This is a genomic window from Janthinobacterium sp. GW821-FHT03A03 (assembly GCF_059421435.1).
Genome location: NZ_JBWKUZ010000001.1, coordinates 1,044,411 through 1,068,157, shown reverse-complemented (window position 1 = coordinate 1,068,157; position 23,747 = coordinate 1,044,411). Strand labels below are relative to the sequence as shown.

Here is a 23,747-nt window from a genome sequence, read left to right as displayed (position 1 = left end):
CACCCTGGAGGTGGCCTTTTTATTGGACGATCATGTCAGAAATCATTGGTAGCGCAACCATCGCAGTCGGCGTTGACTCTACGGCAGCAGAATCCGGTTTCGCCAAGATTGGCGCGGCCGGCACCCGGACTGGAAAGTCGCTTGATAATCTAAGTGGCAAGGTTGGCAAGGGCTTCAGTGATATTGGAACTGCTGGCGACGCGTCGTCCAAAAAGGTCGAGTCTGCCACCAGAAACATGATCGGTTCGATCCAGCGCACCATTGCGACGCTGGAATCGGGGTCAAAATCCAGTGCGAAGTATTACGAAACGCTGGCTAGCCAGCGCGGTGTCAATGTCGACGTATTGAAGCCTTATTTGGCACAGCTTGATTCACTATCCGCCAAGCAAAAGCTGGCCGAGAACGCATTGCGCTCGACTGATCCAGTCATGAAGGAATTCGGCATTTCGTCCGCTCAAACCACGGCCGCGCTGCGTCAGATGCCAGCGCAGTTGACTGATATTTTTACCAGTTTGGCTGGCGGGCAAAATCCTCTTTTGGTACTGATCCAGCAAGGTGGGCAGATCAAAGACGCATTTGGCGGCGTTTCGAACACCGTCAAGATATTGGGTAATGAAGTGGCGTCCTTCTTCTCTTCGTCGGCTGGAGCGGCGTCAGCGGCTGCGGGCATTGCTGACGTGGGCGGCGCCCTCGCCGATGTAGCGAAAGAACAGCAAGCGGCGAGCGCGGGCATTGAGCAAGTCGGGGCTGGCTTAAGTGATTTGGCCGGCCAGGCGAACACGACCGCGGAGGCTGTTGCCAATACCCGCATCGCGATGAGGGGTGTCGGTACTGTGAGCCTTGGCATGATTGCGGCTGTGGCCCTGAGCGTCGCAGCGGTGGCGGGCGTTGCAGTCGCCTACTATCAAGGTAGCAAGGAAATCACTGCGTACCGCACGGCGCTGGTGATGACCGGAAATGCCGCCGGCACCTCGGCTGGCCAACTTGCCGACATGGCTCGAAGCATCAGTAAAAACGTCGGCACCCAAAGTGCCGCGGCCGAGTCGCTGGCAGCACTCGCGGCGACTGGCGTGGTGGCAGCCGAGAACCTGGAACGATTCGCCACAGTATCGGTGCGTGCGCAGAAGGCGCTTAGCATCGGCGCCATCGACATGGCAAAGGATTTTTCTGAATTGGGCAAGTCGCCATTGGATGCGCTGGAGTCCCTGAATGAAAAGTACCGGTTCCTGACTGCTGCCACTTATAGCCAGGTCAATGCGTTGATGGACCAAGGCAAGACGGCCGAGGCCGTGAAAGTGTCTCAAAACGCGTATGCCGATATGATGGAAAGTCGCTCGAAGAGCGTCACGGAGTCGCTTGGCTACCTCGAGCGGGCCTGGGCGTCGCTGGGCAGTGGTGCGAAGACGGCCTGGGACTACATGTTGAACATCGGGCGAGAAGATACGCTCGATGAGAAATTGAAGGAAGCAGAGGCAGCGCTCAAGCTGGCCAAGCAGCGGCGCTTTACCTTCGTTGGGTCTGGTGCCGATGGCAAGGCCGACCTGATCGCCGCCGAGAAGAAGGTTGCGCTCCTACGCGACCAAAAGGATGCAATTGCATCGAATGCGCAGCTACAGGCGATTGACCGGCAGTTGCAAGATAGCTTTATCGACTGGGCAAAGGAGGGTGACAAATACCTGACCCGCCGCCAGCAGATGGAGAAAGAGCTGGAGGCTAGCCGAAACCGCGGCTTGGAGGCTGGTGCTTCCGAGGAGCAGTTGAGCGAGCGCGCTTTAAATATCCAAAAGAAATATACGGATTTGTTTAATGTTGGGATCGATACGCAAATCGAAGCGATCCGACGTCGCAGCGCCATCGAGGACGTCGTCTCCGAGCGTTCGATGGCAACGCTCGTAGCGAACCGTGAGGCAGGGTTAGCGACCAGCCTGTCTGCTCAGATCGAGTATTCGCTCGCTGTAGCCGAGCTGGAGATCAAGGCTTTCAATCGGCACAAGGCTCAACTGTTGGAGGAGCTTTCCCTGACCAAGGGCAAGGCCAACAGCGAAAAAGAACAGGCTGCGCTGCGCGGCCAGGCTGCATTGATCGATGCACAAATCGCCAGTCGGCGCCGTGCCGCGACGAATGAACAGTTCGTGCTGGATGTAAAAGCTACCCGTGCTGCAGCAAGTGATTACGCCGACCTGGTGGACAAGCGTGATGCTGACGTGGCGGCGATCAGGAAGCAGGTGATCGAGCAAACAACAGCGAACAGTCTGATCGGCAAAAGCAAAAAGCAAATCGCGGACTTCAATGCGGTCCAGCAGGAAGAGGTGGCTACGCGTAAGGAGGTGGACGCGGGCATTCTGGACACTATTCTTGGACGCGAAAAGGAAGCAGAACTGTTGCGTGCCCAGGCCGCCGAGATTCGCAATCTGACCGCAGCGCAGCGCGAAGGTGCGCAAAAGTCAGCGGACTTTGAGGCGAATAAGGCGATGTTGGAGAGCTTGGATCGAACAGCGCACGATACATTCGTGAGCATCTTCGATTCGGGGAAGAGCGCCTTTGATCGCCTGCGGGACACGCTGAAAAACGGCTTGCTCGACCTGCTGTACCAGATGACGATCAAGAAGTGGATCTTGAACATCAGCGCGTCTGCTACAGGTGCCGATGGAGGCGGGTTCTCAGCAGCTGGTGGGTTGGGCGGATCAGCATCTAACGGCGGCCTTGGTGGGGTAGCTGGTCTGTTGCAAAGCGCTAAGAGTGCCTACAACATCGCCACGGACGGCTTCACCAGTATGACCTCGTCACTGGGTGACGCACTGAGTTCGGCGGGGAATTTCTTTAATTCCAGTTCGATGTCGAGCTTCGGCAGGGGGATGTCTCTGTCCGGTGATCAGGCCGGCACGGCCGCGCAGGCTTACCTGAAGGCAGGGGATTCAGGCACGGCCAGTTCGTTGACGAGTGGTTCCACAGCCGGCTCTGCCCTTACCGTGGCGACAGCCTGGCTGGCGGCGGCAGGAATCGGTCGGGCGCTGGGGAACAAGATCTCAAATGGTTATTCCATCAACGGCGGAAATGGTGGTGGTTTTATTAACTTCTCCACATTGACCAATTCTGTGCCGATTCTTGGGGGCATCGTTGGCGGCTTGATTAATCGCGCCTTTGGCAGGTCGGAAAAAAATATTACGGCGTCCGGCATTCGGGGCACGTTGGGGGCTGACAGCTCGTTCAAAGGCGAGACCTTTGCGGATTGGACTCAAAAAGGAGGGTGGTTCCGTAGCGATAAATCTGACACGGATATCGGCAAGGTAGATGCGGCCACGGCGAGCGCTTTCTCAAGCACGTACTCGGCGATCCGGGATGTGTCTGCAGCCATGGCAACTACCCTTGGTGTGGATGCTGCAGGTATCAAGACCCGTTCTCAGTCTCTCAATATTGATTTGACAAACGATGCCGCCAAAAACGAGGAGGCTGTTAAAAAATTCTTTGGCGGCGTCGCTAATTCGATTGCTCTGGAGATCGTGCCAAATCTGGCACAGTTCAAGGTTGGCACGGAGGAACTTAGCGAGACACTACAGCGCGTTGGGACAGACTACGCTGCAGTAGATGCGGCTCTGCTGTCGATCGGTCGCACGTCGCAAGATGCGTTCGGAGCTGTGGGTGTGGCGACCATCGGTGCGCGCGAACAGCTGATTAAGCTGGCAGGTGGCCTGGATGCATTTACCAGTGGAACGGGTTTCTTTGCCGAAAATTTTCTCACGGAATCTGAGCGGATGGCGCCCGTGCTTTCGACTGTGGCCGATACGCTGGGCAAGCTGGGGATGGCGGGTTCGACCACCGTCGAGGACTACAAGAAGAAGGTCCTGAGCCTGAACCTGGCCAACGCGGCAGACCAGGAGATGTATATCAAGCTGCTGGCCCTGGCGCCAGCATTCAAGTCTGCGGCCGACTACACCGCTTTGCTTTCCGGTGCCGTTGGCGGGCTTGCCGCAGCGTCGAAGACGGCCAGCGAAATTGCCAGTGAACGTAAAGGCCTGCAGGCAGAGCTGGACAAACTGACCCTCAACGCACTGCAGCTGCGCGCCAAAGAGCGTCTGAGTATCGACGCCAGCAACCGGGCGCTGTTTGATGAAGTGTCCGCGCGCAGCGATGTTGCCGCAGCTTATGCCACGCAGTCCGATGCGCTGAAATCGACCATCGAGCGCCTGAAAACGTTCGCGGCTGGTATCCAGACGTTCAAGGACTCGCTGCAGCTTGGCACGCTGTCCACGCTCACGCCCGTCCAGAAAATGATGGAGGCGCAGCGCCAATACGAGGAAACGCTGGCCAAGGCGCGCGCTGGCGACACCACGGCGCAGGCCGCGCTGACGGCCGCCGCCTCGGCGTACCTGTCGGCCGATCAGATTGTCAAAGCGTCGAGCGATGCCTACACCGCCGACGTGACCCGGGTGCAGTCGGACCTGGCCGCCCTGGCGGCACTGGCCGGCACGCAAATGACCGAAGCCGAAAAGCAATTGTCGGTGCTCGATCAGCAGGTGGGCCAGCTGGTGACCTTGAATAGCACGGCGGTGGCCATGAAGGACGCCATTGCCGCGCTGGGGCGCGCCTTGGTGGCCGGCGGCAAGGCCAACATCACCGCCGGCATGCTGGACGGATCGCATGCCTCTGGTCTGGCGCGAGTGCCTTTTGACGGCTATCGGGCCGAGCTGCACCAGGGGGAAGTCGTCGTCGACGCGCAAGCGGCGGCGGCCATGCGCCGGTATTTCGGTGGCGCGCCGCAGGCAAGCGGCGGCAATACCGATGCCCTGGTCGCTGAAATCAAGGCTTTGCGGGAAGAAGTCAAGGGGCTGCGGGCGGATCAGGAGCGCCAGACCGGCGACGTACTGGGGGCGACAGCGGAAGCACATCGCGGCACGGCCGATGCGATTGTAAGCGGTACCGAGCGCGCCCTGGATCGGACGGCTTACAACCAACAGACGAAACAGAGAGGAATTCCCGCATGATGACTGATGTGCAATTTGCGGCATGGCTGGCTGATCCGGCCGCCGTCCGCACCATGCTGTTTGAGGTGGGCGTCAATTCCGGGGGCGTGGAAACTACGCGCTACCTGGCCACGGCCGGATATGTGACCGGCGCCGGCGATGTTCCAGCCAACGTCGTGTATCAGCCGATCATCGCCGGCGGCATGCAGGTGACGGAGTCGATCTCCCTGTCGGCCGAGGCTGGCCTGTCGGTGGGCGACATCGAGCTGCTCAACCTCTCCGGCGCGCGCGATGCCTGGTTGGACGATATCTGGGTGAATCGCCCCGTGAAGGCATGGGCGGGCGACCTGCGCTGGCCGCGCGCCGACTTCCGCCTTGTGTTCGATGGCGTGGTGGCGGACATCGGCAGCCGCAGCGCGGATCGGCTCAACCTGACGCTGTGCGACAAGCTGCAGCGCCTCAATACGCCCGTCAGCGACGCCAAGCTGGGTGGCGACAGCCTGAACAAGGATGCCATCCTGCCCCTGGTCTTCGGCGAGGCGCACAACATCACGCCGCTGCTGGTCGACCTGGTAGATCAGGCCGGCCCGCGCTACCAGGTGCATGGCGGCGCCGTCGAGCGGACCATCGAGGCGCGCAGCAACGGCATGCCGATCAGCCTGGTGCTCGATAACGCGCACGGCATGTTCACGCTCACGCAAAACCCGTTTGGCACCATTACGGCATCGGTGCAGGGTGACAAGGGCGATGGCGTCTACCGCAACACCATCGCCTCCCTGGTGCAGCGGATCGTCACCGGCTACGGCAAGGCATCCGATCGTTTTACCCTGGCAGACCTGGACCTGGGCAACCTGGCCGCTTTCGATGCGGCCCACCGGCAGCCGGTCGGCCTGTATCTGGCGGACCGTACCAATGTGCTGGTGGCGTGTCAGCAGCTGGCCGGCAGCGTTGGCGCCCAGCTGTCGATGTCGCGCACGGGCAAGCTGCGCTTGCTGCAGATCGATTTTCCGCCTGCAGGTGCGGCAATCGAGATCCGGCCGCACCATATTGTCGAGCGTTCCATTGCCATCGCCAGCCGCACTGACGTGGTCTCCGCCGTCAAGTTGGGCTACTGCAAGAACTGGAGCGTACAGCAAGGCCTGGCCACCACGATTCCTGACCAGCACAAGGAATTGTTTGCACAGGAATGGCTGACGGTCACCGCATCCGACGCTGGCGTCGAGGCCCGGTACCGGCTCAACAGCGAGCCGGTGCAGCAGGACACCTGCCTGCTCAAGCAAACGCATGCGCTGGCCGAGGCTGTGCGCCGCCTGGCCATTCGCAAGGTGCCGCGCACCACCTACCGGTTCGAGGCCACGCCCCGTCATCTGCTGCTGGAATTGGGGGCGCCCGTTCGCCTATTCTATCCACGCTTTGGCCTCGATGATGGGGCCTTGGGCGTGGTGACATCCCTGTCACCGGACTGGATGACCGGCCGTATCACCGTGGAAGTGACGATCTGATGGCCACTGTAGAAAACGACCGCGACCAGCTGCTGCTGGCCACCAACCCGCGCAACATCGCGCCGCCGGCCGGCGCCGCTTTGCTGCTGACGGCGGACACGCCGGTTTTCCACGTCAGCACCGCTGGCGCGGGCGCGCCGGCCGCCATCCACTTCAAGGCATTGCCGGTCAGCCTGGAAGGCGAGGTGCAGTGGAGCATCAGCGCCGGCGGCGCGCTGACGGGCGCTGGCAACGAGCGCACGCTGGCTTTCGCCAGCATGACTGTGCAGCAGATCACGGTCAAGGTGACCCTGCTGCATATCAGCGGTGTGACGTTCAAGGCCGAGCTGGTAGTGAATAAGGTGCAGGACGGCACAAACGGCATTCCAGGTAGCAATGGACTCAGTGGCAAGTCCGCGCGCCTGGCGTACACGCTCATCGATGGCATGTCGCTCAATTACAACCCGTTGACTGTCGCGGTGGACGGCGACGTGCGGCCGGCGGTGGGAACCTGGGGAGAGACGCGCGCTTGGCGGGATGCCATTAACGCGGCGCCCGAGGCTGGCCAAGCCTGGTTCCAGTCGAATGGCAGCTATGACCCTGTCGCGGGCAAGACCGTCTGGTCGACACCCTACCTGAGCAGTCTGAAGGTGGGCGCGCTCGATGCCCTCACAACCAGGACGGGGAAACTGACGTTCAGCGATACCTGCCAGTCGGCAAACGGCAACGTGCAAATTAATGCGGATGGCACCTTTCGTTTGCGCGGCAGCACGGATGGCGTGGGGTTGAACATGAACAATTTCAGCCTGAACATGGTTGACGAAAACGGGGTTGAGCGCATCTTCATAGGTCTTAAGCCATGAGCCGCGCCGCCATGATCTTGCGCAACGCCGCCAATCAGGTCACCTGGGATTCGCGCAACGTGGCTGGTGGCGTACTGGCCGACGTGCGCACCTTTGCTGCAGCGACGACGGCCGTGCTTACCTACCCCGCGTTTGCGGGCCGCTCGGTACAGATTATTCCCTTGCGAGTGTGGGCCGTGGCGGGAACGTTGGGCGTGACTGCCGACACGGCGCTCGGCTATCCGCGCGTGACCGTCGTCGCCAGCTCGACCGAGCGGCGTTTTGCCGTGCAGGTGTTTTGATGTCGTTTCTCTTAAAAGTCACCAATCCGGCGTTGGAACTCGTGTTTTCTAGCAGCGGCATCACATATAGCTATGTGGGCATGGCCAGTTTTGTGAGCCTGGCGCAGGCAACCAACGGCCCGATCTTGAAGGGGCGAGGGGTGAGCACCTACAGCATCGTCTGGCCAGGCGACATTCTTGTGGCGTTGCCCGTTAAGGCGAACGGCACGACCAGCCTGATCAATACCACCAGGTCGGGCGATACATGGACCATCCTCGTTCACAAGGGATCGGGCGCATTCGACGCGAACGGCTTCGACATCGAAGAGGCGACAGAAGTGTATGTATTTGGTTCGCCTGGCGCCGCACACGGCTGGGGCGGCTGGCTGTATGACGCCAGCGGTAACTGTGTCGCTGACCTGGCGCGCATCCCGCTGACCTGGCGTGCGCGCCTGACAATGGGCGCCAATGTTATCAGCTGGCCGCTGCCTGGTGGCGTTGGCGTGCCCGCGATGGTGGGATGGCCTATGGACCGTAACATCACATCGGTGCGGGATTCCGCTTTCTACATCAACCGCTATCACGGGCGCGGGTGGCAGCTTGAGGGCGGCAGTATTGTGCGCAACATTTATCAGGACCGCTGGGTACGCGAGGACGGTGGCGCCTCTCCAGTCGACTTGATCCGACCAATCGATGCCATCTTGATCGATGCCTCGAATTTGAATTGAGAGCCCATGAGTAATTTGCGCATCATTTATGACAATGCCGCCGACCGTGCGGTCCTGCTGGCATCGAGTCAGGCAGGAGCGCTGGTCGTTGAAAATTTGAGAACGGATGAAAAGTGCGAGGTGCTGCGTTCCGTCGGGACGGACCTGAGCATTACGTCGACCTGGCCAACGCCGGAAATCGTCGGCGGCGTGGCTCTTCCATTTTGCAACCTGACGCCCACAGCGACCATTCGCGTGCGCGGCTACGTTGAACCAGGCGACGCCGTGCCCGATTTCGACACGGGCGTCGTGCTGGCGTGCGAATACGCCAGGCTGGGCAGTTGGGACTGGGGTGCGATGCAGCTGGGCGTGAATGCGTTCAGCTATGGCGGCGGTACCTATGCGCGCTGCTGGCTTGAAATGGACAGTATCAAGAAGCTGGTCGTCGATTTGTCAGACGAGGATAACCCGGCTGGATACATCGAGGCTGCGCGCTTGGTGGTCGGTCCGTACTGGAGCCCGGAAGAGAACGCGTCGTATGGTGCAGGTGTTACTCCGGTCGACACCAGCACGCTGTATCGCAACGGCGCGGGTGGGCAGTACGTTGAGCGGGGCACGCTGTATCGCAAGCTGTCGCTCGCGCTTGACCATATGACCCCTCTGGATCGGGCGGAGTTGTGGCGCATCGTGCGCGGCAACGGCATGACGCGCCCGCTGCTGGTCAGCCTGTATCCGGACAGCGAAGACGGCGAACTGGAGCAGGCGCACCAGGTGTATGGCCGGCTGGCCAGCCTCGCAGCCATTACCACCCCGTACTACCAGACGTACGCCACCAATCTTGACATCGAGGAACTGTAATGAGCAAGAATTTCTACTATGGCCAGAAGGACTTGATCCGGCAATTGAACCGGCTGGCCCTGGCGCAGGACATCATCGATATCCCGCAAAATTCCGCCGCGGCGGCCGCGAGCGCTGCTGCCTCAGCGGCTTCAGCAGCTGAGGCGGCCGAATCGGATGGCACCGCAGCCATCGCTGCGTCAAAGGCTGAGGCCGCGCTCAAATCGCTCGATGCGCGCTACCTCGGCGCCAAGGCGCTGCCGCCGGACGTTGACAATAATGGCGGCGGGCTGCTGGCTGGCGCGACCTACTGGGACACGGTGCTGAACGGTGGCTGCCTGCGAGTATTCCAGGAAGGTGCCTGGGTGACGATCCCCACCAATGTGGCCTCGCAAGTTGTCAGCACGCCGGTGGGCGGAATCGTTGCGACGAACGTACAGGCGGCGCTGGCCGAGTTGGATACGAACGCGCAGGCGGCACTGGCCGAGCTGGATGCGAAAAAGGCGGCACGCGCGACGACGCTTGCCGGCTATGGCATTACTGACGCGCTGCCGGGCTCGTATGTGCCGACCTGGGGCAGTATTACTGGTAAACCACAGTTTGCGGCGGTGGCCACTTCAGGTAGCAAGGGTGATGTGGGACTGGATCGCGTCGACAATACTGCCGACAAGGACAAGCCGGTCAGCACCGCGCAAAAAGCTGCGCTGGATTTGAAAGCGTCGTTGAATGGCGATGCCGCGCAGGACTTTAAAGCGGCCAGCATCAATGGATCGTTCCTCAATGGTATGCGCAACCGAATCATCAATGGTGATATGCGGGTTAACCAGCGTAATATCCCATCTGCAGTCATTCCAGCGTATGGTTATACGGTGGATCGCTGGAACTACGATATCAGTGTTGCGGGTAAATTTGCCCTTGGAGCAAACTATCAGGGCTGGGTAACGCCTGCAGGCTTCCCTTACTATCTTGGTTTGGGTGCTCAAGGTGCATACACTGCTCCGAGCAACGAGGGTTACCAAGTGGTTCAGTCCATTGAAGGGTATAACTTAGCTGACCTTCTGTATGGCTCTGTGGATGCCAAAACCTGTACGTTGACTGCATGGGTTCGTTCTGGTGTCGTGGGTACGCACTCGGGTGCTATCAGCAATGGTTCTGTGGCTTCTTCCTACCCGTTTACGTTCAATATCCCTGTTGCCAATACTTGGACTTTCATCAAGGTGACTATTCCCGGTGATGTCAATAATGCGATTACTCTGGGAGCAGGTGCAGGGTTGCGTGTACGTTTCAATCTGGGTTCAGGTTCTGGCCTGCTTGGTACTGCAGGGGTATGGCAGAACAGCACACTCATCGGTGCTACGGGTTCTGTCTCTGTGTTGGCAGCTAACAGTACTTTTGGTTTGACAGGTGTGCAGTTTGAAGTTGGCGCAGCTACCCCGTTCTCTCGTCGTTCGATTGCAGAAGAAATTCTTCTGTGCCAACGGTACTACTGCAATTCGTTCCCGGATGGTGTACCTGCTACGACTCTTGCAGCCGATGCGAGTACCCTGCTCATGAGTGTTAATGCGAATGAAACCATCGATTCTCTTGAGAACAATGGTAAGTACGTTATTCGTTTCCCGGTAAACATGCGTGCCGCCCCAACAGTAACTTTGCGTGGCTATACGGGCAATGCGACTGGCTGGGCCTGCCAGGGTACTAGCGCAAGTGGATCACCTACAGCATTTCAGGGGCAGGCATACAATACGTCGAATAGGCGTTTCTTGATTTCTAGCACTATTTCGGCTCGTCAGTACAATATACAAGGACAATGGGAAGCAAATGCCGAACTTTAACTAAAAATAGGTAACTTACAATGTACACGATAATTAAAGATACAAATATTGTAATGCGTGAAGACGGCGCGGCAATTCCGACAGATATCAAAAACATTGATTATGTGGAGTTTTTGAAATGGCTGGAGGCTGGTGGCGTGCCGACGCAATCTGATAGTCGTATTGACTGACAAGGCTGTCCTGCGCCCACATCAAAAAAGAAGAGACGGTTGATTGACCTCTTCTCACCAACAAACCCGCTACGGCGGGTTTTTTCATTTCCACCACCTGAAAGGCACTACATGGCCATCGAAACAACCGCCGCCGGCGGCGCACTGATTAAAATTTTTGGCATCCCGGTCCTGGCCGGCGCTGCTGCAACCTCACTGGGATTCATGTTCATGTGGCCAAAAACCGCCAAGGAAGCGGGCGTGCGCTTCTTCGTCACCATTCTCTTTTCCGCCCTGATGGGCCCGGCCCTGGTGGTGGTCGTGCGCAACTGGATGCCGGGCCTGTTTGACAGCGCGCGCGCCGTCGCCGTGCTGTACGGCAGCGACCCGGCCCTGGGCTTCCTCTTCATTGCCGCGCCGCTGATGGTGGCGGCCGGCTTGCCCGCCTGGTGGGTGCTGGGCGCCACGGTGCGCTGGCTCGACAAACGCAAGGACAAAGACATTGGCGAGCTGGCGCGCGATGCGGCTGCGATCGTCAAGGACGTGCGGGGTGGCCTGTGAACCTCACCAAGAATTTCACCTTGCAGGAACTGACCGCCTCCGACTGGGCAGCGCGCCATGGCGTCGACAACACGCCGCCGGCCGCCGTGCTGGCCGAACTGCAGCGTACGGCCGAGCTGCTACAGCGCATCCGCAATTACCTGACGGCTTGCGCCGGGATCGATACTCCGATGTCGGACATCAGCGGGTATCGCTCGATTCCGGTTAATCGTGGCGTCGGCAGCAGCGATGGCAGCGATCACGTGCGTGGCATGGCCGCCGACTTCAAGGCGCGTGGCATGACGCCTTACCAGGTATGCCAGGCGCTGCTGCCCAAGCTGGACGAGTTCGGTATCGGCCAGATCATCAATGAGCTGACCTGGGTGCACGTCAGCACGAAGATGGTAGCCAAGCCGATCAATCGCATCATCACCATCGACCGCCACGGCCCGCGCGCTGGCATCTTGCAGGTGCGGCCGTGAGCGCCCTGGGCGCGTTGGCGGCCGGCGCCGTCAGCGGCATCTGGAAGGCGGCGGCCGTTGTCCTGGCCGGTGCGCTGCTGGTTGTGGCCAGCGCCACCGGCACGGGCTGGTGGCTGGCCGCCGGCGACCGGGATGCCGCGCGCGCTGCGCTGGTGAAAGAGCAGGGCGCCAGCGCAACGCTGCGCACCTCGATCGCCGAGCAAAACCGCGCCATCGATGGCATGGCCAAGGCGACCTTGGCGGCCCAAGAGCGGGGTGCGGTGGCCCAGGCGACCGCCGCTGCCAAGGCCAAGAAGTACGCCGCCGCCCTGGCGCAGATCGGGGGCGCGCGCGCCACGACATGCGACGAAGCCATGCCGACTGTCAGGCTGCTGCTGGAGGACGTGCGATGAAATGGATGCTTGTATTGGTGCTGGCCGGCTGCGGCAGCGCGCCGCCAGCGCCGCAGCGCGTCGAAGTTCCCGTCTTTACACCATGTGTAAAGGAGGTACCGCAGCGCCCTGTCTACGAATTTGACAGGCTGACGCCGGCGGCAACGGATGGCGAGACTGTCCTGGCGCTGGCGCGGGACTGGCCACGCGGGCGGAAATATGAGGATGAGTTAGAGGCGATTATCGAGGGCTGCCTTAGCATCGGAAGCCCGCCTTCTGTGCAAGTGCTGGACTTGCCGACCCGGCCGGCGCCAGTGGCCCCGAAGGAGGCGCTGCAGCCGATCCCGTCGGCGGGCTACTTCCTGACGCGATGGCGCGAGATATTCAAGCCTTGATCCTGCAGACGGAAGAGGTTGCCGCGACGGGCCGTGCATGCCAGGCATTCGTGCGCGAATATGGCATGACGCCATAAAGGAATGGTTGATTGTCGCTGCGCGAACGGCAGCAATCAGCCGGTTGCATCTAAGAGGTTACAGACTGTTTATGATATAAGGATTAAATCTTGCTAATCCACAATAGGTCAACATGAACGAGTTTTGGGAGCTTTGTTATGTGCGCGCTCCAGTTAATGCAGGCGCCGAAATAATTTTTTACCATCCTGATGCCAGTAAGTCGAAGGTGTACAGGAATTTGACCGATTTCTTGAAAGAAAGAAACATTCCTGCCGCAGTTGCGCCAGTCCCCATGATGGGAGTAATTTCAAGTCTTCTTGCTAGCGGATGGGAGCCCCTCACAGTTCAACCGAATCTTCCAGGGCATCATGCTGAGCACGGCTTGGCTGGGGTTGCCCTAAGACGGCGCATCTCAGTGTAGTTTTGCGCTCCCTCGCTCTTTTGACGCTTGCCTCTTGCTGTGCAGACGTCTGCACGCTCGGCCAATGTTTTCTTTACAGCGCTTGATGTTTGGATATACTGTATGTATGTACAGTATATCAAGGTGTCGCCGTGCTTGTAATAGCAGCAAAATTATATTCCGATCAAGGCGTACCCTTACCTCGGCATAGGGGAATTACCATGCGCTACACGGGCGTAGGTGTATTTACGATGAGCGAGCAATTCGAAAAAGACTTCCAGCGCATAGTGCGTGTAGCGCACTTGAGTCCAATCGGCGGTGGGAAAGACTTCATCCTTCCGCCATTGTATGACGCTGCCATTGTGTGGGTTGGGGATGGGCGGTTGCGGGTCCGTGGATTTGAAATTAACCCCATGACCAATGCTCATGTGGCAATGGCTTGGGGCGCGGAGATTGTGGCAGATCAGCGACCTGGACGAGTACTGGTGCCACTCGATGGAGAAACAGAGATTTCAGTGATCACCTCTCAAGCGGACTTGGAAAAAGCGGCCGCCGCGCGAACTGGCCCTGCGCAGTGGAAGCGCTGAAATTTGATTGCGTTGGAAAATAAGAAAAACCGTTGGAAAATGCAAAAAAAGGTTACAGGCCGAAGCGTGTAACCCTTTGATTTTTTTGGGAATTTGTTACGGCGCAGTTGCCCCGATAGTCAAGACCATGCCAACCCCACTGTCATTTTCAATAAGCTTTAGCACTTGGGCCATGCCACAGGTATGCATGCAAGCATGGTGAACTGAAAGGACTAGCTCCTGCAATTGACCATCGCCTTCCAGTGCCAAGACTTTCAATCCTATCTCTCGACATCTGTCGAGGGAAATATGGCGAGCATGGGTTTTGTGTACGTCATGATCGGATAGGGAGGCTACAACTCGGCTCGATTTTTCGTCAGCCTGAGGGTCGTCCTCAAACATGCCAGACATCAGCCAGCTTTTCACTATCTCTTTGGACCATACCGTAGCGCGATGGCATGAGTCTAGATATGTTGGATGATATTTGCCAATGATTACCTGCCAAAGCGCGGTGCAAGCTGGATCGGCTTTGATTTCTTGCAGTGCTCGTGCAAATTCATCAAGTACCGCGGGAGTAGAGACGCCGTTCAATTGCGGATCAAATGGACCCAGGCTCGATTGCTTTCCGAGCACAATTTCTTTGCTTGCACATGCAATCATTGTCCCGGCCGACATAGCAAGCTGGGGAACAATTACACGAATGTTCGTACCGAACATTGATCTCAGATACGCAACAATTGACTCGGCCGCAGCGACATCCCCGCCAGGGGTGTGCATAACCAAATCTAGACCTTTGGTGCGGTCCATTTTGTGAACAGTTGTCATGAATCCGTTCATATCCATATCGCCAATGGCCAATGCGGCAGAACCTTGGGTATGAAGGAATCCTGAATAGTAAACTATGGTGTTTCGGCCCGTGTAGTCGGCCAATTTTTTAACGTGCAAACGGCGCACAGCATCCACTGGATGTGGTACGCCGCTAGCTCCGAGTTTTTGAATTTCTGTAAGTATCTCCGACCAATTTGGCATTAGTACTTACTTTCCAGCTTGGTTTGAGTAAACAATGTTTACATGACTATCATTCAACGAAAAAATCTTGAACTGAGTGGATGCTTGCACTTGGCACGGCTCGCGCACAGCGTCGGAGTTAGGAGTGAAATGCTGAGCGTACAGATCACCGAATGACACGTTTTGCGTGGGAAGGGTGGCTGAATTCTTAGCGGCAGACATGGTACTCTCCAGTTTGTAGGTAGGGGTTGGGTGAAACTTGTTGCTAAATTAAGATGATATTAAGCTTTTCCGCGATGCCTTGGCGCTCTTTTGGTTATTTTTTTGATCTAAGATGCGTCCATGCAACATTGCTCAAGGCCAATAACTAGGCCATTGTTGTTCAATGTGGCGCGATAAACCCTCTTTTATACCACATTTTCACGTTGGTTTCAAACGCTTTTGGCGTTTGTGGCACCCAGCTTCACCTATTCTAGTAAGTTGCGGGCGCCTCGTCTGTATGTTGTCTCACTTTGATGCGGTTACAGTTTCTTGGCAATCTCTGCTGCTGTTTCGTTGTAGTAAACTTGAAGCTGACGTATGTCTTTGTGGCCAACCATCCGGGCTAGTTCAAGAATATTCAGTTTCTTGGCAAGCCTGGTGATGGCTTCGTGCCTGGAGTCGTGAAAAGTGAGTCCTTTGATGCCGGCGCGAGTAACTGCTTTTCGGAAGAGGCTGTCTCTGCTTTCATCGGTCACGTTGAAGTAGGGGGCGCTGGCCGCAGGCACCGGAAGTTCTTCGAGGATTTCAAGCGCGCGCTTCGAAAGTGGGACGTCACGCTTACTGTCATTTTTTGTGCGAGGAAGATGCGCAACTGAGCCACTAATGCGTTCAGGTGTGAGGCTGAGAATCTCCCCTGACCGCATGCCCGTTTCAATTGCAAACAAAAATGTTGCTGCGACGACGCCAGATACATTGGTGATTTTGCCATCGTAGGCAAGTGCAAGACAAATGCGGTCGATCTCGTCTTGACTGATTAGACGGTCCCTCGGCGGAGGGTCTTTAGGGCGCCGGACGTCTGCGGTAGGGCTTTTTGAAGCCCAATTCCATTCGCGGCGCGCAGTTGTGAAAACATGCGAGATCAAGTTGAGGTCTCGATTGACCGTTGAGCCCAATACTGTTTTAAGGCGCATATCGCGCCATTGCCCCAGGATGTCCGGGGTAATCTCCGCGACTAGGTAGTCGCCCAGTTTCTTGTCGGCGACGATGTGCTTAGCGATTGCGGAAAGTCGGATGGTTTCCCATCGCGCCCCCTTCTTGTGGACTGATACCTCATCGCGGTACCGTTCAAACGCTTGTAGGCAGGTTTTACCTGCGACGATGCCGGTGGCGTCACTGCGGCGCAGTTGTGCTTCCCGTTCGGCAGCCCATGCAACGGCTTCTGCCTTAGTACTGAATGTCTCTGATTCGCGGGTACCAAGCACTGCTATTTCTGCGCGCCAGCCGCCTGAACGTTTTCTGAATGATGCCATGACTTCTCCAATTTGGCGTAATCATGGCGTAAATTTGGCGTAACGCCTATCAGTTTTTATCGGGTTTAATCTGGATTGTTCGGACTGAGCGGGCAAGAAAAAAGCCACTAAATCCTTGATTCTATTGGATTTAATGGCTTTATCGGTACTTCTTCGATTTGTCTGGTGGTGCCGGGAGCCGGAATCGAACCGGCACGCTGTTTCCAGCGCGGGATTTTGAGTCCCGTGCGTCTACCTATTCCGCCATCCCGGCAACGCGAGACGCATTATCACTGATTTGTCACAATCCGGCAAGTTTTTTGCTTGGCGTGTGTTTTGCGTAACGTCCGGCAACGCTTATTTGCGGGTATCATCGGCGGTATTGCCGGCCCGATGCTGGCGCTGCATGCCGGCCAGACGCATGAAATACAAGAAGATACGCGAAATTATCCTCGGCAAGCCGCTCGACCCGATGAAGGCCGAGACGCGCCATTCGATGGCGCTGGTGGCTTTCCTGGCGTGGGTGGGGCTGGGCGCCGATGGCTTGTCTTCGTCGGCATATGGACCGGAAGAAACCTTCCGCGCGCTGGGGCCGCACGCCCACCTGGGCCTGTACCTGGCGCTGGCCACGGCCGTCACCGTTTTCATCATCGCGCTGGCCTACAACCAGGTGATCGAGCTGTTTCCCACGGGCGGCGGCGGCTACCGCGTGGCCACCAAGCTGGTGGGACCGTACCTGGGCCTCATTTCCGGCTGCGCGCTGATCCTCGACTACGTGCTGACGATCGCCATTTCCATCGCTTCCGGCGTCGACGCGCTGGCCTCGTTCCTGCCGCTGGGCTTCCAGCCTTATAAATTGTGGGCCGAGATGTGTTTTATCGGCTTGCTGATCATCATGAATTTGCGCGGGCTCAAAGAGGCGATCCAGATCCTGCTGCCCATCTTCATCGGTTTCGTCATCACGCACCTGGTGCTGATCGTCTACGGCGTCGTCGCGCACTCGTCGCACTTGCCCGAATTGCTGCCCGTGACCATGGCGGAAACGCAGGCGCTGGCCGGCAGCATCGGCTGGGCCGGCGTGGCCGGCATGCTGCTGCTAGCGTATTCGCAAGGCGGCGGCACCTATACGGGCCTGGAAGCCGTCTCGAACAACGTCAACCTGCTGGCCGAACCGCGGGTGCGCACCGGCAAGATCACCATGCTCTACATGGCCCTGTCCTTGGCGTTCACGGCGGGCGGCATCATCCTGCTGTACCTGCTGTGGAACGCCACGCCGACGCCGGGCGAGACCTTGAACGCCTCGACGTTTAAAATCATCATCGCCAGCATGGGCCTGGGCGGCGAGATGCTCAACCAGGCGCTGCTGGTGATCGTGCTGGCCTTCGAGGCGGGCCTGCTGTTCGTCGCCGCCAATACGGGTTTCCTGGGCGGGCCGTCGGTGCTGTCGAACATGGCGGCCGATTCCTGGGTGCCGCACAAGTTCCGCTACCTGTCGACGCGCCTCGTCACGCAGAACGGCATCGTCGTCATGGGCCTGGCGGCGCTGGCCATCCTGTTCTGGACGGGCGGCAGCGTGACCTTGCTGGTCGTGCTGTACTCGATTTCCGTCTTCCTCACGTTCGCCATTTCCCTGTTCGGCCTGTGCCTGTACTGGCTGCGCAACCGCACGCCGGGCACGCACTGGCTGCGCCGCCTGCTGCTGTCGCTGGTCGGCTTCGTCATTTGCGCCGGCATCCTGATCATTCTGCTGGTCGAGCGCTTCATGCACGGCGGCTGGGCCGCAGTGCTGATCATCGCCGCCATCGCGGCCCTGTGCATCGCCATCCGCCGTCATTACCGGCGCACCAAGCAGGCCATCCTCGAAGTCGACGAAGTCTTCGCGCACCAGCCCTTCGGCGCGAACGTGGACCCCATCGTGCCCATCGAGCCGCAGCCGGACGCGCAGACGGCCGTGTTCATCGTCGGCACCTCGCGCGGCGGCGGCCTGCACGCGCTGCTGTGGGTGCAGCGCATGTTCCCCGGCCACTTCAAGAATTTTCTGTTCGTCAATGCGCGCACCGTCGATTCGCACGCGTATGGCGGCGAAGGGGCGATGGCGCAGATGCGCCAGGAAGCGGCGGACACGCTGGAATTCTTCGTCGACTTTTGCCACAGCCACGGCATGGCTTCGTCGTCCTACCTGGGTTTCGGCACGGACGCCGTCGATGAAATCACCAAGCTGTGCGAAGCGATCAATGAAGAATTTCCTAACTGCATCTTTTTCACCAGCAAGCTGATTTTTACCACCGATAACTGGTTTACGCGCGTGCTGCACAACCAGGCTTCGCTGGCCGTGCAGCGGCGGCTGCACCTGGAAGGCTTGCAGATGGTGATATTGCCGATGAAAGTCTGACGGCATCGATTCCAGCGCAAGAAGCGGAGTGCCGCGCCCGGCTTGCCGGCCTATCTTTTCCCTTTCAATCACTTGAAGGGGAAGCAAATGTTGCAATTGGAAAACAAGGTCGCCATCATCACGGGCGCCAGTTCGGGCATCGGCCATGCGGCGGCGCGGCTGTTCGCCCGCGAGGGCGCGCGGCTGGTGCTGGTGGCGCGCCGGCGGCAGGAACTCGAGGCGCTGGCGGCGCAGCTGGCGCAAAGCGGTGCGCAGGCCGTCGCCTGCGTGGGCGACGTGGCCGATGCGGCGTGCGCGCGCGGCGCCGTCGCGCTGGCGATGGAGCGCTTTGGCGGCCTCGATATCGCCTTCAACAATGCGGGCACGCTGGGCCCCATGGGCGCCACGCCCGAGGTCGCCATCGACGACTGGCGCGCCACGCTGGAGATCAACCTGACGAGCGCCTTCCTGGCCGCCCAATGCCAGCTGCCGGCCATGGCGGCGCGCGGCGGCGGCTCGCTGATCTTTACTTCAACCTTCGTCGGCCATACGGTGGGCATGCCCGGCATGGCCGCGTATGCGGCCAGCAAGGCCGGCGTGATCGGCCTGACGAAGGCCCTGGCGGCCGAGTATGGCGCGGCCGGCGTGCGGGTAAACGCCCTGCTGCCGGGCGGCACCGACACGCCGATGGGGCGGGCAGTGGCGAATACGCCCGAGGCGCAGGCCTTTGTGGCGGGCTTGCATGTCTTGAAACGCCTGGCCACGCCGGACGAGATCGCCCGCTCGGCGCTGTACCTGGCGTCCGATGCATCGAGTTTTACCACCGGCACGGCGCTGCTGGCCGACGGCGGCGTATCCATTCTGCGCGCGTAACGCCTGCGCAGAAACGCCGACGGCCCGGGGATGAGCCGGGCCGTCGGTGCTTTGCGCTAGATCAAACTCAGTTGTGAACCGAGTTCAGCAGGCGCGCGATGATGTCGTGGTTCAGCCAGACGACGGGCGCTTGCGGCTCGGACATGGCGTGGAACATCAGCGGACCCGTGCCTTCCAGCACCAGCGAGCTCAGGTGGTCGGTGATCAGTTCCTTGCGGTCCTTGTGCAGCTTGGTGATGTCGTCCGAGGTGCCGATCATGACGTCGGCCAGTTCCGGCGTGTTGTCCATCGGCCAGGCGGCGAAGTTGCGGAACTGCACGCTGGTGGCATCGCCATTGTAGGCGGCGATACGGTCGAGCAAGTCCTGCAGCGAGACGCCGTCTTCCAGCAAGCCCTGGCAGATTTTCCATTGCTCTTCGGCCCAGGCCGCGCCGCCTTCTTTTTTCAGCGCGTCGAGCAGGGGGAACAGCGACAGTTCCACGCCGACGAAAATGTCGGACGAATTCGTGCGGATTTCCGGGCAATTGAAGACGGTGGCCTTGATGCCTTTTTCCCACGCGGCCTTGGCCACGTTTTCCAGGCGCATCTTGGCCAGGCCTTGCGTGTAGTTGCTGTAGGTTTGCCACTGGTACTTGCCGTCGATCAAGATCTCGGTGCCGTGGTAGCCGTAGGCGCTGTAGCGCACCTGGCCGCCCGATTGCTCGATGCGCGCGCGGATGGCGGCGCTGCCGTCGATCAGGTGCTGCAGGGTGTTGGCCGTGACTTCGTCGAAGTTCATCAGGATCAGTTTGCCCAGGTCGCTGTCGAGCAGGGCGCGCGAGGACATGAAGCGCTCGCCGCGGCCTTTATAAATACGGTTGGCAATCGCCAGGAAGACCTTGACCTTCGGAATGCCGCCGGCCATGGTGTGGGCGAAATAGACATTGCTGCCGTCAGGAATCAGGCTGTCCAGCTCGGCCATGGCTTTCGCCACGGAAGCGCTGAAGCGGGCGATGCCGGCTTCGCGGCAGCGTTCGATCTGCGCCCAGTCCAGCTTGTCTTCTTGCCAGCTTTTCAGGGTCATGTCGGCCAGCAGGGCCGTCGGCGTCGGTTCACCGGCCGGCGCGTCGAGGTCGAAACCGGCCATCAGCGGCACATTGATGATGCGTCCGCCCAGGTTGGCTTCGGCTTCGGCCAGCTCTTCCGCGTTCAGCGGGCGCAGGGCCAGGTTTTCATCGCGGCGGCCGACCGTCATGCCGACGATGTTCATGCCCGCCTTGCGCGCTTCGTCCAGCAAGCCATTCACATAGCCGCGGCCGAACAGCTCGCCGAACAGCACAAAGGTGTCGCCCTTGCGGAAGATATTTTTTTGCGGGATGTCTCTCAGGGACGTGATCTCGGTCATGGTATCAATTCATTCAAAAATTAGCAGGGCAGATGGCTAAACGCGCTGCCCGCTGGTTCAACATAGTGTTAAATTATGCGCCATTTCAGCGGGGAAAATCCTGTTGCGAATGATTCTCGTCTGGAATGGCATCTTCTTCTTCATGCAGCTCTTATTCTTTCGCCAAGGCGTATTTTACGCTGCCGCGGCGCGCAGCGCCCGCGGACTGGCCCGGCAGGCGCCGATATTACCTCAGCTTGGCCGTGCTGGTCAGCAAAATTGACCTAAAACAAATCCTGCTGGCCCGACACGAGGCGTGAAAAGTCGTCGCCCAGGAAGGGCAGTATGGCGTCGGCCACCGGCTGCAGCTGGCGCGTCAGGTAGTGCTGGTAGTCGATGGGCGAGCGCTGCGTCTCCAGCGGTTCCGGCCCCGCCACCGTGATCACATAGCTGATCCAGCCGCCGTTCTGGTATTGCAGCGGCCGGCCCTGTGCCAGGTTGTAGGCGTCGGCCGTGCGCGCCGCGCGCACATGGGGCGGCACGTTGCGCTGGTAATCGTCGAGCGGACGGCGCAAGCGCTTGCGGTAGACCAACAAGGCGTCGAACTCGCCGCGCACCGTGCGCGCCACGTAGTCGCGCACATAATCCTGGTAGGCGGCGCGCTGGAAGATGCGCCGGTACAGCTCTTGCTGGAATTGCTGCGCCAGCGGCGTCCAGTCGCTGCGCACCGTTTCCAGGCCCTTGTAGACCATGTCCTCGCTGCCGTCCGGCTTGCCCACGAGACCCGCGTAGCGTTTCTTGCTGCCTTCTTCCGAGCCGCGGATGGTGGGCATCAGGAAACGCCGGTAATGCGTCTCGAATTCCAGTTCCAGCGCATTGTCGAGGCCGAACTCCTCGCGCAGGTGGCGTTCCCACCAGGCGTTCACATGCGCCACCAGGGCGCGGCCGATCTTGCCCGCCTCTTCATCCGTATGCGCCGTTTTCAGCCACACGAAGGTGGAATCCGTATCGCCATAGATGACCTGATAACCCTGCCCGGTGATCAGCTCGCGCGTGCGGTGCATGATGTCGTGGCCGCGCAGGGTGATCGACGAAGCCAGGCGCGGATCGAAAAAGCGGCAGCCGCTGGACCCCAGCACGCCGTAGAACGCGTTCATGATGATTTTCAAGGCTTGCGACAGCGGCGCGTTGCGCTCGCGCTTGGCCGCCTCGCGGCCCTGCCACACCTGTTGCACGATGGCGGGCAGGCAATGTTTCACGCGCGAAAACTGCGCGCCCCGGTAGCCGGGCACCGTATCGGCCTCATCGCCGTTCGTGCCCACCACCAGCCCCACGGGATCGATCAGGAAAGTGCGGATGATGGACGGGTACAGGCTTTTGTAGTCGAGCACGAGCACGGAGTCGTACAGGCCCGACTGGGAATCCATGACGAAGCCGCCGGGGCTGTTGTCGCCGGAGACATCGCCCAGGTTGGGCGCCACGTAACCTTGCCGGTGCATCAGCGGCAGATACAGGTGTTCAAACGCGGCCACGGAGCCGCCGCTGCGGTCGGCCGCCAGCCCCGTCACGCTGGCCCGTTCCAGCAAAAAAGTCAGCAATTCCGTCTTGGCGAAGATGCGCGTGACCAGCTCGCAATCCTTGAGGTTGTAGCGCGCCAGCGCGGGCTTGTCTTCACGGAAACGCCGGTCGATCTCGGCCATGCGCTGGTAGGGATTGTCGATGGACTTGCCTTCTCCCAAGAGCGTCTGCGCCACGTTTTCCAGGCTGAACGAGGAAAAGTTCCACGTCGCCGACCTGAGCGCTTCGATGCCGTCGATGATCAGCCGTCCCGCGGCGGCGGCAAAATAGTGTTCCTGCCTGCCGCCATGTTCGCGCCATTCCATCACGGCGCCGCCGCGGCCCAGTTTCAAGGGCACTTGATAACGCTCAGCATGTTCCTTGAGCACGCGCAAGTCGAACTGCACCAGGTTCCAGCCGATGATGGCGTCCGGATCGTGGCGCTCCATCCAGGTGTTCAGGCGCTCGAGGATCTGTGCGCGCGTGTCGCAGTATTCGAGGTCGAAATCGAGCGTTTCATTGCCGCCGTTTGGCGGCCCCAGCATGTAGACCTGGCGCTGGCCGCAGCCTTCCAGGGCCAGCGAGTACAGCTCGCCATGGGCCGTCGTCTCGATGTCGAGCGAGGCCAGTTTCAAGCCTGGCCGGTAGCCGGGCGCCGGTTTCAGCTGCACTTCCTGCCCGGCTTCTCCATTGACGCTCACCGGCGCCGTAATAAAACGCTCCATCAGGTAGCGCTCGGGCGGGCGGATGTCGGCTTCGTACACGTCGACGCCGTGCGCGCGCAGCTGCTTTTCCAGCTTCAGCAAGTGCCGGTATTGCTTGCAGTACAGACCCAGCACGGGGCGATGATGAAAGTCGCACAGCGACAGGGGGCGCAGCTCCGCGTGGCGCTCGCCGCGCAGCAGCCGTTCCGCCTGTTCGCGCTGCTCCATGGGAATGAAGGCAACCGACGTCTGCACGGGCAGGCGCACATGGCGGGGGCCGGCGTCCGTGGCCAGCCAGAAATCGACCTCCGTGCCGTCGCGGGTATCGCGCCAGTGGCGGGTGAGGATAAAGCCCTGTGCGGGAGGGGATGCTGTGCTGTCCATGCCTGTCGTGTCGGTATCGTGCGCCGGGAGTGTGCACCGGCCTGCACATTACAGCAAGCCACTGCCGGGCGGGTGCGGTTGCGGCTATAATTTTTG

General features: G+C 59.7%; 19 protein-coding genes and 1 tRNA gene. 15 read left to right on the top strand and 5 right to left on the bottom strand.

Annotated features, from left to right (window positions below):
* Positions 1-32: 32 nt before the first annotated feature.
* The 13 genes from AC07VI_RS04825 (at position 33) to AC07VI_RS04765 (ending at position 13,922) form a co-directional block, all read left to right on the top strand.
* Entirely contained in the window at positions 33-4,982 is a 4,950-nt protein-coding gene (locus AC07VI_RS04825; protein WP_492995919.1) for a phage tail length tape measure family protein, read from the top strand.
* The gene (locus AC07VI_RS04820; protein ID WP_492995917.1) at positions 4,979-6,463 is read left to right on the top strand and encodes a hypothetical protein; all 1,485 of its coding nucleotides are present in this window, start codon (positions 4,979-4,981) and stop codon (positions 6,461-6,463) included. Before AC07VI_RS04825 ends, AC07VI_RS04820 begins: the two co-directional genes overlap by 4 nt.
* The gene (locus AC07VI_RS04815; RefSeq protein WP_492995915.1) at positions 6,463-7,305 is read left to right on the top strand and encodes a hypothetical protein; all 843 of its coding nucleotides are present in this window, start codon (positions 6,463-6,465) and stop codon (positions 7,303-7,305) included. Before AC07VI_RS04820 ends, AC07VI_RS04815 begins: the two co-directional genes overlap by 1 nt.
* A complete protein-coding gene (locus AC07VI_RS04810; RefSeq protein ID WP_492995913.1) occupies positions 7,302-7,586 on the top strand; it encodes a hypothetical protein in 285 nt (94 codons plus the stop codon). Before AC07VI_RS04815 ends, AC07VI_RS04810 begins: the two co-directional genes overlap by 4 nt.
* Complete coding sequence (locus AC07VI_RS04805) at positions 7,586-8,293, top strand: hypothetical protein (protein WP_099375978.1); 708 nt, start codon at positions 7,586-7,588, stop codon at positions 8,291-8,293. Before AC07VI_RS04810 ends, AC07VI_RS04805 begins: the two co-directional genes overlap by 1 nt.
* A gap of 6 nt (positions 8,294-8,299) precedes the next feature.
* Positions 8,300-9,130, top strand: a complete 831-nt coding sequence (locus AC07VI_RS04800) for a hypothetical protein (protein WP_492995911.1) — start codon at positions 8,300-8,302, stop codon at positions 9,128-9,130.
* Positions 9,130-10,941, top strand: coding sequence for a hypothetical protein (locus AC07VI_RS04795; RefSeq protein ID WP_492995909.1), 1,812 nt, complete (start codon positions 9,130-9,132; stop codon positions 10,939-10,941). The genes AC07VI_RS04800 and AC07VI_RS04795 overlap by 1 nt, the downstream gene beginning before the upstream one ends.
* A gap of 20 nt (positions 10,942-10,961) precedes the next feature.
* A complete protein-coding gene (locus AC07VI_RS04790) occupies positions 10,962-11,111 on the top strand; it encodes a hypothetical protein (protein ID WP_492995907.1) in 150 nt (49 codons plus the stop codon).
* A 210-nt stretch (positions 11,112-11,321) separates the two neighbouring features.
* Positions 11,322-11,651 carry a hypothetical protein gene (locus AC07VI_RS04785; protein WP_289897448.1) on the top strand — a complete coding sequence of 110 codons (330 nt, stop codon included), beginning with the start codon at positions 11,322-11,324 and terminating at the stop codon, positions 11,649-11,651.
* Entirely contained in the window at positions 11,648-12,112 is a 465-nt protein-coding gene (locus AC07VI_RS04780; protein ID WP_492995904.1) for a D-Ala-D-Ala carboxypeptidase family metallohydrolase, read from the top strand. Before AC07VI_RS04785 ends, AC07VI_RS04780 begins: the two co-directional genes overlap by 4 nt.
* Positions 12,109-12,504, top strand: coding sequence for a hypothetical protein (locus AC07VI_RS04775; RefSeq protein WP_492995902.1), 396 nt, complete (start codon positions 12,109-12,111; stop codon positions 12,502-12,504). Before AC07VI_RS04780 ends, AC07VI_RS04775 begins: the two co-directional genes overlap by 4 nt.
* Entirely contained in the window at positions 12,501-12,878 is a 378-nt protein-coding gene (locus AC07VI_RS04770) for a hypothetical protein (protein ID WP_492995900.1), read from the top strand. Before AC07VI_RS04775 ends, AC07VI_RS04770 begins: the two co-directional genes overlap by 4 nt.
* 678 nt (positions 12,879-13,556) lie before the next feature.
* Positions 13,557-13,922, top strand: coding sequence for a hypothetical protein (locus tag AC07VI_RS04765; protein WP_492995899.1), 366 nt, complete (start codon positions 13,557-13,559; stop codon positions 13,920-13,922).
* Positions 13,923-14,018: 96 nt separating this feature from the next.
* Here the strand turns inward: AC07VI_RS04765 and AC07VI_RS04760 are convergent, their stop codons facing one another.
* The 3 genes from AC07VI_RS04760 to AC07VI_RS04750 all read right to left on the bottom strand — a co-directional run bounded on the left by AC07VI_RS04760 (position 14,019) and on the right by AC07VI_RS04750 (position 16,673).
* The gene (locus AC07VI_RS04760; RefSeq protein WP_492995897.1) at positions 14,019-14,930 is read right to left on the bottom strand and encodes an SDH family Clp fold serine proteinase; all 912 of its coding nucleotides are present in this window, start codon (positions 14,928-14,930) and stop codon (positions 14,019-14,021) included.
* 500 nt (positions 14,931-15,430) lie between these two features.
* Positions 15,431-16,420 carry a tyrosine-type recombinase/integrase gene (locus tag AC07VI_RS04755; protein WP_492995895.1) on the bottom strand — a complete coding sequence of 330 codons (990 nt, stop codon included), beginning with the start codon at positions 16,418-16,420 and terminating at the stop codon, positions 15,431-15,433.
* 166 nt (positions 16,421-16,586) lie between these two features.
* A tRNA-Leu gene (locus AC07VI_RS04750) sits at positions 16,587-16,673 on the bottom strand.
* Positions 16,674-16,820: 147 nt separating this feature from the next.
* Here AC07VI_RS04750 and AC07VI_RS04745 point away from each other — a divergent pair.
* Positions 16,821-18,791, top strand: coding sequence for an APC family permease (locus tag AC07VI_RS04745; RefSeq protein WP_492996388.1), 1,971 nt, complete (start codon positions 16,821-16,823; stop codon positions 18,789-18,791).
* Between the two features lie 87 nt (positions 18,792-18,878).
* Positions 18,879-19,643: an SDR family oxidoreductase gene (locus AC07VI_RS04740; RefSeq protein WP_086143619.1), complete on the top strand. Its 765-nt coding sequence runs from the start codon at positions 18,879-18,881 to the stop codon at positions 19,641-19,643.
* Positions 19,644-19,710: 67 nt separating this feature from the next.
* Here the strand turns inward: AC07VI_RS04740 and AC07VI_RS04735 are convergent, their stop codons facing one another.
* Positions 19,711-21,027 carry an enoyl ACP reductase FabMG family protein gene (locus tag AC07VI_RS04735; RefSeq protein WP_086143620.1) on the bottom strand — a complete coding sequence of 439 codons (1,317 nt, stop codon included), beginning with the start codon at positions 21,025-21,027 and terminating at the stop codon, positions 19,711-19,713.
* A 263-nt stretch (positions 21,028-21,290) separates the two neighbouring features.
* The gene (locus AC07VI_RS04730) at positions 21,291-23,651 is read right to left on the bottom strand and encodes a DNA polymerase II (RefSeq protein WP_086143621.1); all 2,361 of its coding nucleotides are present in this window, start codon (positions 23,649-23,651) and stop codon (positions 21,291-21,293) included.
* Between the last annotated feature and the right edge of the window lie 96 nt (positions 23,652-23,747).